The sequence below is a fragment of the Shewanella sp. YLB-07 genome (assembly GCF_009377275.1).
Window position 1 is genome coordinate 97,404 of sequence record NZ_VOQB01000005.1, and the last position, 12,695, is coordinate 110,098.

Here is a 12,695-nt window from a genome sequence, read left to right on the forward strand (position 1 = left end):
CTTATACTGAGAAGCTAGCTCCACAACCACAGGTTGTCGTCGCATTAGGGTTCTTCACGAAGAAGCGTGAACCTTCAAGGCCTGAGGTGTAATCGACTTCACCACCAACCAGATACTGTAAGCTCATAGGATCGACGACTAACTGGACTCCCTGCTTCTCGACGGTGAAATCACCTTCGTTAACCTTCTCATCGAAGGTGAAGCCGTACTGAAAACCAGAACATCCACCACCCGTAACGTAGACACGTAGCTTCAATGCATCATTTTCTTCTTCATCCAGAAGCGTTTTTACCTTTGAGGCAGCCGCATCGGTAAATCGGATAGGCAAAGCATCATCAGCTTCAGTCGCTTGCTCGGCAGTTTGTTCAGTCATGAGTACCTCTAGATCTAATTACTGTGCGGGATTATCTAATACCTGACCAATTTGTTCAAGTAATACCCCGCCGTATTTTTTTTACTGTGATTTGATAATAACACTGGCTCAGTCGTTCATTGAACTGGTTTCACGATTTTATCTGTCACAGCATGATTATTCTCAGGCATCAGGTCAAGGGCAGAAAACTCCATTTCAGCTTGGGATCCTTTAGTCCAACGACTCGACGGGACTATGACCTTAGCTATGATTCTGGACAATTTAAAACCCTCTGGTAAAGTGACCTCAGTCTCCAACACCTGAAAATATCGAAACCTAAAACTCAAACTCATGTCACCAGTGAGTGTAGCCAGGCTAAGTTTGGCAACTTTTCCATCCTGAACCCCCACAAATGAAAATTCGGCTCTCCCCTTCAGAGACTGCTTACGCTTCTGCAGTTGAGTTAGGATGAGCTTGAGTCGATATTGGTTCGGCAGCAGATTAGGGGGAAACTCTAATCCGTGAATGGCTACGCCATCGGCAATACTCTCTGGTGCCATGATACTGCGATAGAATGCCAGCTCCCTAAGCAAGTCTTTCTCTTTACCATGTTGCTCTGCAAACAAGTCCTGCATCTTAGCGTTAGTTTCTCTAGATAAAGCCAGTTCCAGATTCCTAGCCGCTAAGCTTTGAGCCTGAATATTCAGCTGCTTAGTCAATTTACCTAACTGTTCTGTGTTATTCTCTAGCACGGGTCGGTTATGGTCAGACCATAAATTATAACTGAGCGCCCCCAAGACAAAGGCAAGCAATACCAGTAGCAGTAAATAAACACTCGATGGTCGAACTTTTCGCTCTAACACTTGAATACGATCGAGCCAACGCTGATAATTTGCCATTCAATAACAACCTCTTTATATAACTAGTGTATAAAATAATCTCACCTCCAAAATGATGGTAGGCAATGGAAACTCAGGAAGGATCCGGTGCAAAACAGAATTAAAAACAGAATTAAAAACAGCTACACGCGATGCCAGATATACCTGAGAACAAATCTGCAAGACAAACTATCTCAGGCTAAGCTCAGTCTGCAACTGTGTATGTTATCCCTGTTATTTGCCTTAATCGCCTCTGGCGTGATCATTCTGTTTCGACTACTTCTACTCTGGTTGAATAACTATACCCAAACCAGCGAACTCGATTTTACTGAGATAGTGGACGACTGGCGAGTGCTTTTGCCCATATTGGGCGCACTTTTAATCTGGCTAGTGGCTCGAATGGGGTCAAAACGCTATAGACGCATGGGTATCGCCTATGTTCTTCACAGAGTGAAGCTTCACTATGGTAAGGTCCCTCTGCAATCGGCCCCAGGTCAATTTTTTCAGGCGCTATTCGCTCTTGCCACTAACTTCTCCGTCGGCCGGGAAGGTCCAGCCATACATCTGGGGGCTGTCAGTGCCAGTTTCCTGGCCAGAAAGTTTAACCTACCCGACAACAGTGTCCGTATCATGTGTTCAGGGGGGATTGCCGCAGGTATAGCCGCAACCTTCAACGCGCCTCTGGCCGGTGTATTTTTCGTATTCGAGGTCATATTACGGGAATATAAGCTACATTACTTCTTTCCAATCATAATATCGGCCATCTGCGGCGCGGTATCGAGCCAGCTGGTTTTCGGTAATATTCATGAATATGAACAAATTGGAGTCATTCGCATTCCACTGTCCCAATACCCTATCCTAGCCATCTCGGGAGTGATCATAGGTTGTGTTGCAGCCCTGTTTAACTACTCACTGTTAAAAGTCACCGCCAAGGGACAAAACTGGCCCTTGATTTATCGTCTGCTCTTGGCGGGTATCGTCACCACTCTAGTCGGTGTATTCTTACCGGAAGCCTTAGGCAGTGGCGATCTAGCCATCGAGAGGGCTATCAGTGAACACCCAGGATTGCTCTTTCTCATTGCACTACTTATAGGTAAAATCATTGCCACCATCGCCGCTCTCGGCCTAGGTATTCCTGGTGGCATAATAGGCCCGCTATTTGGTATAGGTGCTCTGCTCGGTTCTATCCTGGCTATCATAAGTGCCGCGGCTTTCCCTTCTATAGCCCCCTATATCGGCCTCTATACCATAATAGGCATGACGGCCATGATGGGAGTCTGCCTCGGCGCTCCTTTGGCGGCACTGATTGCACTGCTCGAATTAACCAACAACGCCTCGATGATCTTGCCAGCCATGTTTGTCAGTATCCCGGCATTCCTGGTCGCTCATCAAGGATTTAACTCTAAATCCTTGCTTTATAAACAACTTGAGATCATGGGCCTTGATTACAAGGTATCACCAGTCAAGCAAGGACTGATGAAAACCGGCGTTCGAGCCTTGATGGATAGACGCTTAGTTATCGTCAAGGATAACGAGGAGTTATTGCTAGAAGTATTAAAACGAGCAGAGGGGCGCTCTGTGCTTGTGAGAGATAACTTGGGTGATATTCAGATGTTACAACTTGAACTGCAAGCGACTGATGACGTCAGCACATTGACCCGTCACCCTATACAGGGACTCCCGGATACAGCGACTCTCAACGAAGCCTACCAAATTCTATCTGGTGAACGCCGCGGTGAGGTCTACATCTATCAAGATAACAAAGACAATGTCATCGGCGTAATAAGCTGGGCCGCGCTTCAAAAAGAGATAAGTTCAGGGCAAGTATAATGAGCATCTAGCCACGACTACTCACGTAAGCTAACAAGATAAGCATCAGAAAAAGACTTCAAGCAGAAAATAATTCATTCGTCATCTTTTACAATCTGACTTAACTTTAAAGCTTCAACTAGGGATTATTGTTGTAATGAATTAATCATTGAACAGTTTAACTCAATTACTTCCCAAAAAATGACTCATAATAAGAGTAAATAAACCTGAGATAGCATGACTTGAAACAAGCAGATAGAAATCCCCCCCAAGGCTTTACCCACGGCTGCATTAGGTGGATATCCCTCTGCAGTTTGCTTTTCTTTGCCAGCTTCACACTCACTCCAGCCCATGGAGAGCCAGTCCCTCCCTCTTCGCCAATCATAGAAATACGTACAATCGACATTTTACCCTATGGCATTAAAACCCAAATCAATACAGCTTCATCTGCATATCTCTCCAGCGGGATCTATTACGATATTGCCAACCTGCTGGCTGAAGAATCAGGCTATCTGCCTCACAATGAAATTTATCCCTATGCCAGAATAATGCTTGAGCTTAAATCCGGACAAACAGATATGACCATCATGTTCAAATACAAAGAACTTGATGAGTTTGTTACTTACATAGCACCACTACCCAGTTTAAAAAATGTCGTGATTGGCCTCAAAGGCACAAATTTTACTTCATTCGATAGTCTGAAAGGCAAAAAGATCGCCTATTTAAGAGGGGCTAAATTTAGTGACGACATAGACAAGGACCCGGATATTATTCGTTTTAAGACATCTGATTTTGTTCAGGCCGTAAAAATGTTGATAGCAGGACATGTGGAAGCAGTAATAGGCCCGATGGATCCTATTCTTAGTGCAGCCCTGCAGCTTAATCGAGATGAAAATCTTTTCGGCGAGCCTTTCCTAGTATCGGAAAGAACGCCTTGGGTACAGATCTCAAATAAGAGTTTAGAAAAAATATCAGCCCTCAAGTTAAAGTCTCATTTTAAACAGATAATGAACAGAGGCGAACTAACCAAATTACGCCAGAAATATTTAGGCAATGCTCAGTAGAATCTGTGTACCCTTCGACAAGTACTCGGCTCACATGGTTTTATTATATTTCCCTCTCAAATTTACCACCTAAACCTGGCTTACAAACAAAAAAACAATCATCTGTTAACTATCACTTTTTACATGCTCTTCAGTTTTAACAGGGACTTCTCCTGTCGTTTCGATTTGACTCTTAAGTTGAGTAGCTCGACGATAACGGAGAAACCCATGGCGAAATAGATATATCCCTTGGGAATATGCAAACCGAGCCCTTCGGCCAGCAAGGTGAAACCAATCAAGGTTAGAAAAGTTAACGCCAACATCTTGACCGTAGGATGTCGCTCCACAAAATCCCCAACGCCTTTGGCCGCAAACATCATCACACCTACGGCAAGTACGATCGCCAATATCATCACTTCCACATCATCGGCCATGCCGACGGCGGTGATCACCGAGTCCAGTGAAAACACCAGATCAAGAATAGCAATCTGAATCAAGACAAACAGGAAACTACTGACCTTAGGTTCTGGGTCTGCTTCGGCTTGCCCCTCAAAACAGGCATGGATCTCCGAGGTGCTCTTATAGATCAGAAACAATCCCCCAAAGAGTAAGATCATGTCCCTGCCCGAGACCGAATACCCCATCACGGTAAAAAAAGGCTGGGTTAACTTCATCACCCAAGCGATGCTAAGCAGCAATAATATGCGGGTGAGCATCGCCAGCCCTAGGCCCAGCACACGCCCTTGCTCTCTCTGATGCTCGGGCAGACGAGCGACCAAGATGGAGATAAAAATAACATTATCGATACCGAGGACGATCTCCATGGAAGTCAGCGTCAACAGAGCCAGCCAAACATTGAGATCTAACAAGAGTTCCATATAAGACACCTAAGTAAACAAGCCTAGTATCACCAGTGTATGAGTGTGTTTATGAATTAGAAATTAACGCCAGATGTAACTTTCTTTATGAATGTAATAATTCCACAAGCCCGGAGAATAGCTAAGGTATAGTCAATTTTAGGAGTGAGAATTGGCTCCTCTACGCTATTTTTGAGGAACACCCATACATGCTGGACTCTTTTACCCATGTGCTCATTGCTTTATGGCATCAGGACTTCACCGTACTGCAGAACCCGGACAGTGCCGCCATGATCTACCTGTGCATAGTCATGTTGATCTGGCTAGAGAGCGCCTTTTTACCAGCCGCTCCCCTGCCCTGTGACAGTGTGGTGATATTATCCGGCAGCTTGGCTGCAGCAGGCATAATCAGCTTACCTTTAACTTGGCTATTGCTGATTATCGCCGCAGCCACTGGTAGTTCCATGGCCTTTATGCAAGGACGATGGCTGCATAAGTTGCCTAAGATACAAGGCTGGATCGACGCAGTACCCAGTGAACAGCTACAAACCGCGGATAAACTTCTGACTCGCCACGGACTACTGGCATTATTCAGCGCTCGCTTTATTCCCGTAGTACGTTCGCTTTTACCCTTGATGATGGGGTTACGCATAAAAAAATCAGCCCACTTTCAATACTATACCTGGTTGAGTGCCTGCGTTTGGAGCGGTTTACTACTGGGTCTCGGCTACTCAATGTCGCTATTACCCCAAAACATATCAAAAATGATCACCATGGGTCTGATTGTAGCGCCAGTGCTCACCCTGGGAGTTGCTATAACTGGCTTGTTAACCAAGTATTTTCTGAAAAGAACGAAACACGTATAACTTGCCAGCCCCGGAGGCCTCCGCGCCTCTGGCTCACCGATAACAGTGTCTAAATTAGCTTATCCCTCCTCCAGCCCCTAAACAAACAAAACAAACTAACACATTGGTTTAACTTGTTTTTCATGGTTTTTTATAACTTTTTACATGCCATTTCTTACTTTTAGCAGTAACTTCCCAACTCACTACACAGGCTTACAACAAAGTTTATTTAAAAACCTTGATCTCAATCAAGTAAGTTTAAACTTTTACTGTAAGTGAAAGTGAAAAACTGTGCCCCCAACTTTCATTTAAGGAAAATTATGGGTGTAAACATCGGTAACAAACGAAAGATATTGAGCAATGTCAGACTCTTAATAGCCATACCACTCACCTTAGCCTTAGTCAGTCCAACAGCCTTTGCCGATAAAGACGCTAGGCTTCTGTCTATGTGTCAGGCATGTCATGGCAGCGATGGCAGCAACGAGTTTAGTTCGATCCCGAACCTCAAATGGCAAAACCAGCAATACATGGTGCAGCAATTACAACAATTTAAAAGTGGCCAGCGCCAAGACAAAACGATGAGCAAGGTGGCAAAACTGCTTTCAACTGAGCAGATGGAATCCATGGCAAGCTATTTCAGCAAGGGTGAGGAAAAATAATAATGACTATCGATAGACGTAAATTTTTAAAAGGCGCAGTCGCGACTTCTGTCACCGCAATGCTGCCACTTAACTGGGCATTTGCTCAAAACCGCCCAGCTGGAATGGCTCCCCTCGACGTTTCTGCCGTTACCTGGAAAAATGTCGATGATCTTCCAAAGCATTTTAAAGTCCTTAACAGCAGTCCACTGAATGCCTTCCCACCAGAGCATCTGCTTGCCCCAGCCAAGACTCCAGCAGATATTGCCTTTATCCGCTGGAATGGACTGATGCCAGACTTTAACAGCATAGATCCTGATACTTGGGAGTTTACCGTAGACGGTGAATCAATTGAGACACCTAAGACCTATACCATAGCCGAGCTAAAGAAGAAATTTAAGACCCATACTCAGCAGCTGGTCCTAGAGTGTGGTGGTAATAGCCGTGAAAACTTCTATCCCAATGCAAAAGGTAATCAGTGGAGCAATACGGCAGTTTTCTGCGCCGAATGGACCGGTGTGCTAGTCAAAGATGTACTGGCCGATTGTGGCGTTAAGAGTAATGCTGTCTACACTGCGCATTATGGCGCGGATAAGCATATCAGTGGCAAAGGTGCTGCGATTTCCCGCGGTGTTCCTATTGAAGCGGCAATGAATGAAAATGCCATGATAGCTTGGGGCATGAATGGTGCAGATATTCCATTTATGCACGGCTATCCGCTGCGAATAGTCTTCGGTGGACGACCTGGCTCGGTATCACAAAAGTGTGCAATAGGCATGGGAGTTCGCGACCGTGTTCACGACGGTAAAAAAATGGGGGCTCCAGCCTACCAAGTACCAAAGAATCCTGTAGCACCTGGCGAGAAAGTCGATAATAAAGACTATAAAATCATCGAAGAGATGATAGTAAAATCCCTTATCACGGCACCACAAACCGGTGGCGAACAGAGCTTAGGCAAATCATTGGAAGTCAGTGGTCACGCCTGGGCCGGTACCCGTGATGTGTCCAATGTCGAGGTCAGTTATGATTATGGCACGACTTGGCAAACCGCTTCACTGACTAAGCCTGTGAATCCTATGGCTTGGCAGCAGTGGAAAATAAACCTAAAACTGCCACAGACTGGTTATTACGAGATCTGGGCCCGTGCTACCGACACTAAGGGTGACACTCAGCCCATGGTGCAACCTCAATGGAACCCTAAGGGCTATCTATTTAATGGCTGCCATAGAGTCGCTATAAGGGTCGTATAATGAAAAAACGACTCATAGCAGCCAGCATAGTGATAACGGGGATGATGTTCCCGGTCACTGCAGCCGAAAAATATCCGGTCGATGAGGTGACAGGCTTAGTCATGGCACCAGGTTGGGAAATAGTAAAAGCTCAGTGCAATGCCTGTCACACCAGTCTTATTATTCCTCAAAACCCGGGAAACCGAGAGGTGTGGCGGGATACCATTCAATGGATGATAGATACCCAAGGTTTATGGGATCTCAATGATACCTGGGAGCCTGTATTGGATTACCTCTCCACCTATTATGACGAGAAAGCTATCGATATGCGCACCTTCAGGCGTAAACCTTTGGAAGAAGACCTGATGCCTCCGATGCCATCTAAGCAGGAGCGCTAATGCTATGACAATGATGAAAAATTCAATATTGCTATTAGCTGGTCTACTTTCAACCGGTGTGACTTTAGCTAAGACGCACCAAAACAATGATGCATTCAATGCCACTTTAGCCGTGTCAGAGCTTAAGCTTGATACCAAAGTGCTTGAGCATGAAGCAGACTTCAGCAAGGGAGAAGCGCTAGCGAACCAGCGCTGTATCGCCTGTCATGGTGAAACCATGCTAAAAATGATGCCTACATATCCAAGCTTAAAGGGACAAAAATCCGCTTATTTGTTTAAACAACTTATGGAATTTAAGCGTGGGGTTCGTAATAACCCTTTGATGCAGGCTCAAGCAGGGTTGCTGTCTGAAACAGAGATGAAAGATGTGGCTTATTATTATTCGCAACAAGCCCCACTAAATATAAAGTAATACGCTTAAAGTAAATTAGCTCAAAGAAAGAAGTGAGATTAACGGTACCTATCCACAAGCCGCCGTAAGTCTTTTTGCTGTCCAGCCCTAGCTGGGCAGCCTTTTTCTTTAGCCTAATCCTTTTAGAGCACTCTTCATACTTACCTCCAAACTTGCCAGTAAACCATCTAACGATATTTAACTGACATGGGGTTTCTGGTATAGTGCCGCCTGAGCCACCCTAGATAACTTTAGGGCTCTCGACTCGGTCTACACTTGTCGAACCTCCCCCCAGAAATTGGAAATAAAGGCTGATGACTCAGTTTCAAGAATCTCACATTTTCTCGGTAAACCAGCTCGATTTGGACGCCGTTCAACAGGTATTCGATGTTGCTTCCCACATGATCTCTTACGCATTAAGACAGCAACGCACTTCTGTGCATGTATAAAAATGTCAGCTTCACACTTGTCTCCCCAAAGAGCCCTCTATGCTTGACTATGTGATCAGTGATCATTGATCATTGAAAATGCCGAGCATAAGATCACAATAACAGATCAACTTGAGGGCAATTTAGACCGGGCTGATATACTCTATCGGACACTCGGCGTTGATTCGCAGCTGGAAAATATGAGTGTCCAGTAAATTGGTATTCACGAAAAGCCGATTTTTAATCTGGCGACTGACTTTAAGGATTGATAATGACCCGTTCCGAAACGCTATTTGAACAGGCTAAAAAAACTATTCCCGGTGGCGTTAACTCGCCAGTACGTGCTTTCAATGGCGTAGGTGGCTCGCCACTCTTCATCGAGAAAGCCGATGGCGCCTATATTTATGATGCCGACGGTAAGGCATATATCGATTATGTCGGTTCTTGGGGCCCGATGATCTTAGGTCATAACCACCCTAAGATCCGTCAAGCCGTTTTAGATGCGGTTGAAAATGGCCTATCTTTCGGTGCCCCGACTGAGCTTGAAGTCAAAATGGCGGAGAAGGTCATCGAGATGGTGCCTTCCATCGAGCAGATACGCATGGTGAGCTCAGGCACTGAAGCCACCATGAGTGCAATTCGTCTGGCTCGTGGATTCACTAATCGTGACAAGATCCTTAAGTTCGAAGGCTGCTACCACGGCCACGCCGACTGCTTACTGGTTAAAGCCGGATCTGGTGCTCTGACTCTGGGTCAGCCAAGCTCTCCTGGGATCCCAGAAGATTTCGCTAAGCACACACTGACAGCTAGCTATAATGAGCTTGATTCTGTCAAGGCACTGTTCGAGCAATATCCAGAAGATATCTCTTGTATCATTCTCGAGCCTGTTGCTGGCAACATGAACTGTATCCCACCAGTAAAAGGCTTCTTAGAAGGCCTGCGTACTATCTGTGATCAGTACGGCGCCTTACTTGTTATCGATGAGGTAATGACAGGTTTCCGTGTATCTAAGGGCGGCGCTCAAGGCCACTACGGCATTACACCAGATCTCACGACTCTTGGTAAAGTGATCGGTGGCGGTATGCCAGTTGGCGCATTCGGTGGGCGTAAAGACGTGATGCAGTTTATCGCACCTACGGGTCCGGTATATCAGGCGGGCACACTATCGGGTAACCCCATTGCCATGTCGGCAGGCCTTGCTCAATTGGACGCACTCTGTGAAGACGGCGTCTACGAAGAGCTCGCCGCTAAAACTAAGCGCATCGCAGAGGGCTTCAAAGCTGCGGCGAACAAGCACGGCATCCCTATGTCCATCAACTATGTGGGTGGCATGTTCGGTTTATTCTTTACCGAAGAAGAGAAGGTCACAACATTCGCTCAAGTCACTAAGTGTGATGCAGACAAGTTCCCTATCTTCTATCACGGCATGTTAGATGAAGGTGTTTACTTAGCACCAAGTGCTTATGAAGCAGGCTTCCTGTCGATGGCTCATAGCGAGAAAGAGATAGTAGCAACACTAGCAGCTGCCGATCGTGTATTTGCTAAGATGGCTAAGTAAACTAGCTAACTAACAGCAAACATAAACATAAACATAAACATAAAAGGATGCTGAGCATCCTTTTATATTGCCTGCTCTTTGTTGCCAAAAGCCAGCTTCCCCTATCTATAACACACAGTGAGAAAGAGATAGTGGCGACACTGACAGCTGCCGATCGTGTATTTGCTAAGATGGCTAAGTCGACTCCCTAACGGGATACTAAGGCAATAGTGAATATTTAAGACTAAAAACCATCTCGGTTTCTCTTTGAGCCCCACGTCGAGCGCAGGATAAGCAGAGCGATAACGCCTTGAATAAGCAGCAGGCTATTATCCATGGCAATAGAAGGGTTGCTCACAATGCCTAAACTAACTAGCTGTTTAGCACAAATCACAAACCAAAATAAGGAGCCTAACAACAACACGGCTCGAAATAGAAACTTCATACGCCCCCCAACAAAACACTTCAGCTCTAGATTTTATCTGCATTCAGGAATTAAAGCCTAAAATGCTAGACCTAGTCGCTATAATGAGCACAATATACTGTTTACTTATTGCGCAGTCAATTATTTGACCTCGCCATAAAAATGACGAGCGTACTAATTTTTCAATTAACTCCGTTGGATATTAAATCCATAACCATAAGCCATTGCATCCAACGCTTTTTCTTGGTTACAAACACAATCTAATGATGAAAAATATATTTCACACTTTTCTCAACTTGCTGACCTTTCTCAAATGTTCGCATCAGATGAACAGGATTTAATAAATTAAAAACCAAGGTCAAATTTCGGCTTAACTAGCCCTATTCAAGCTTTAATCCAGTAAGCAAGATGATCTGCAGCACAAAAACACTGGAAAACAGACCCAGTTAACACTTGTGTTATTAACATCTGTGTGGCTTAATCCGCCCGATCAACACACGAAGCTTAATTAAACCTTAATTCTGGATATTGCTTGCCCACACCAGGCAACAATAAATCTTCTGTAGGAACTGATGTATGCTCAACATATTCCTGATATCCCTCGCTGTTTTAGCCTTATTAAGTATCATTTTCGAAGAGGTCACTCACCTCAATAAAACCAAGACAACCCTATTCTTCGGGTGTATCTCATGGGTTGTACTATTTATTTCTGCCGGAGATCCTAGCCATGAGAAACTCGTCGAAGCAGAACTAAACGAAAACCTACTCGAGATAGCAAGCCTCTGGCTGTTCCTCATGTCCACCATGACATTCGTGGCTTATCTCAACGCGAAAGGCATGATTCAGATACTGGTACAGAAGATTTTCCCCCAACGAGTATCCGTTCGTTTACTCATGATACAAGTCGCTTTCTTCTCTCTGGTACTGTCCGCTATCTGTGACAATGTCACCGCGACTCTGGTCTCACTGGGGTTATTAACGACCTTTAAGCTCGATAGTCAGATGCGCCGACGCATGGCGGTGTTAATTATCTTCGCCGTCAACTCGGGAGGAGTTTCCTTGATCACAGGTGATGTCACTACCTTGATGATCTTTCTCGGTGGCCACGTACAAATGTCTGAACTCATGATGCTCTTTATACCAGCATCGGTCAGTGTGATGCTGTTAGCCCTTCTGTTTTCCCTCAAGGCTGAAGGCTATGTCAGCACCACACCGATAACCAGGAGTTATCAAAGAGTCGATGTAATTATTGCCATGATATTCTTCTCCACCATAGTGGCGACCATGGCACTGAATGTCCTGTTTGGCGTACCGCCGGTGCTGACCTTCTTAACCGGTTTATCTATCATGTTCCTTGTCGGTCACACCTCGCGCACCAATAAAGAGGAGCTACAGATCCTCGAATATATCAGGCAAGTTGAGTATGATACCTTACTATTTTTCCTGGGTATCTTGCTGTTAGTTGGCATGCTTAAGGAGATTGGTACCTTAGATCTACTCACTCAGGTCTACGCTCAGTTTGATCCAAACATTTCGAATTTTGTCACAGGCATAGGCTCTGCGTTACTCGATAACGTGCCGCTAACCGCCGCGCTGTTAAAAGCCGAACCGGTACTCAACACCCCTGAATGGCTGGGATTAACATACTCGGTAGGTGTGGGTGGCTCACTGCTCGTCATAGGCTCGGCTGCAGGCATCATAGCCATGAGTAAGGTTAAAGAACTCACCTTCGTCAGCTACCTCAGGTACGTACCTGCGCTGCTATTGTGCTATAGCGTGGGTTACGCGTTAACCTTATTTCTATCATATAAATTTTTCGGCTAAGCTAGCTTAGCTGACAAGATAAAAAGAGGGCGCCGATTGGCG

Annotated in this window: 13 protein-coding genes and 1 pseudogene; 10 read left to right on the forward strand and 4 right to left on the reverse strand. The window is 45.3% G+C overall.

Annotated elements, in window-relative coordinates; all coding sequences use genetic code 11:
* Window position 1: 1 nt before the first annotated feature.
* Window positions 2–373, reverse strand: coding sequence for an iron-sulfur cluster insertion protein ErpA (gene erpA / locus FS373_RS12385; RefSeq protein ID WP_144047771.1), 372 nt, complete (start codon window positions 371–373; stop codon window positions 2–4).
* A 116-nt stretch (window positions 374–489) separates the two neighbouring features.
* Window positions 490–1,251 carry a DUF6776 family protein gene (locus FS373_RS12390; protein WP_152829558.1) on the reverse strand — a complete coding sequence of 254 codons (762 nt, stop codon included), beginning with the start codon at window positions 1,249–1,251 and terminating at the stop codon, window positions 490–492.
* Window positions 1,252–1,350: 99 nt separating this feature from the next.
* On the opposite strand from FS373_RS12390, the gene FS373_RS12395 reads away from it, so the two are divergent.
* Together FS373_RS12395 and FS373_RS12400 are read left to right on the forward strand one after the other, a co-directional pair.
* Entirely contained in the window at window positions 1,351–3,060 is a 1,710-nt protein-coding gene (locus tag FS373_RS12395; RefSeq protein ID WP_322619504.1) for a chloride channel protein, read from the forward strand.
* Window positions 3,061–3,281: 221 nt separating this feature from the next.
* Complete coding sequence (locus FS373_RS12400; protein WP_227992741.1) at window positions 3,282–4,103, forward strand: substrate-binding periplasmic protein; 822 nt, start codon at window positions 3,282–3,284, stop codon at window positions 4,101–4,103.
* Window positions 4,104–4,222: 119 nt separating this feature from the next.
* On the opposite strand, the gene FS373_RS12405 is transcribed toward FS373_RS12400, so the two are convergent.
* Window positions 4,223–4,960: a TerC family protein gene (locus FS373_RS12405; RefSeq protein WP_152829559.1), complete on the reverse strand. Its 738-nt coding sequence runs from the start codon at window positions 4,958–4,960 to the stop codon at window positions 4,223–4,225.
* Between the two features lie 188 nt (window positions 4,961–5,148).
* Between FS373_RS12405 and FS373_RS12410 the strand changes: the two genes are divergently transcribed.
* The 7 genes and pseudogenes from FS373_RS12410 to hemL all read left to right on the forward strand — a co-directional run bounded on the left by FS373_RS12410 (window position 5,149) and on the right by hemL (window position 10,426).
* Window positions 5,149–5,805, forward strand: a complete 657-nt coding sequence (locus tag FS373_RS12410) for a DedA family protein (RefSeq protein WP_144047775.1) — start codon at window positions 5,149–5,151, stop codon at window positions 5,803–5,805.
* 299 nt (window positions 5,806–6,104) lie between these two features.
* The gene (locus FS373_RS31975) at window positions 6,105–6,443 is read left to right on the forward strand and encodes a c-type cytochrome (protein ID WP_221937437.1); all 339 of its coding nucleotides are present in this window, start codon (window positions 6,105–6,107) and stop codon (window positions 6,441–6,443) included.
* Between the two features lie 2 nt (window positions 6,444–6,445).
* Window positions 6,446–7,672 carry a sulfite oxidase gene (locus tag FS373_RS12420; protein WP_152829560.1) on the forward strand — a complete coding sequence of 409 codons (1,227 nt, stop codon included), beginning with the start codon at window positions 6,446–6,448 and terminating at the stop codon, window positions 7,670–7,672.
* Entirely contained in the window at window positions 7,672–8,049 is a 378-nt protein-coding gene (locus tag FS373_RS12425; protein WP_144047777.1) for a cytochrome C, read from the forward strand. Before FS373_RS12420 ends, FS373_RS12425 begins: the two co-directional genes overlap by 1 nt.
* Before the next feature lie 4 nt (window positions 8,050–8,053).
* A complete protein-coding gene (locus tag FS373_RS12430) occupies window positions 8,054–8,461 on the forward strand; it encodes a c-type cytochrome (protein ID WP_144047778.1) in 408 nt (135 codons plus the stop codon).
* A 411-nt stretch (window positions 8,462–8,872) separates the two neighbouring features.
* Window positions 8,873–9,041, forward strand: a pseudogene (locus FS373_RS32735) (aspartate carbamoyltransferase); the annotation flags it as partial.
* A 98-nt stretch (window positions 9,042–9,139) separates the two neighbouring features.
* Window positions 9,140–10,426, forward strand: coding sequence for a glutamate-1-semialdehyde 2,1-aminomutase (gene hemL, locus FS373_RS12440; RefSeq protein ID WP_144047779.1), 1,287 nt, complete (start codon window positions 9,140–9,142; stop codon window positions 10,424–10,426).
* Between the two features lie 223 nt (window positions 10,427–10,649).
* Here hemL and FS373_RS12445 read toward each other — a convergent pair whose 3' ends face one another.
* Complete coding sequence (locus tag FS373_RS12445; protein WP_144047780.1) at window positions 10,650–10,850, reverse strand: hypothetical protein; 201 nt, start codon at window positions 10,848–10,850, stop codon at window positions 10,650–10,652.
* A 555-nt stretch (window positions 10,851–11,405) separates the two neighbouring features.
* On the opposite strand from FS373_RS12445, the gene nhaD reads away from it, so the two are divergent.
* Window positions 11,406–12,653, forward strand: a complete 1,248-nt coding sequence (gene nhaD, locus FS373_RS12450) for a sodium:proton antiporter NhaD (protein ID WP_144047781.1) — start codon at window positions 11,406–11,408, stop codon at window positions 12,651–12,653.
* Window positions 12,654–12,695: the final 42 nt, after the last annotated feature.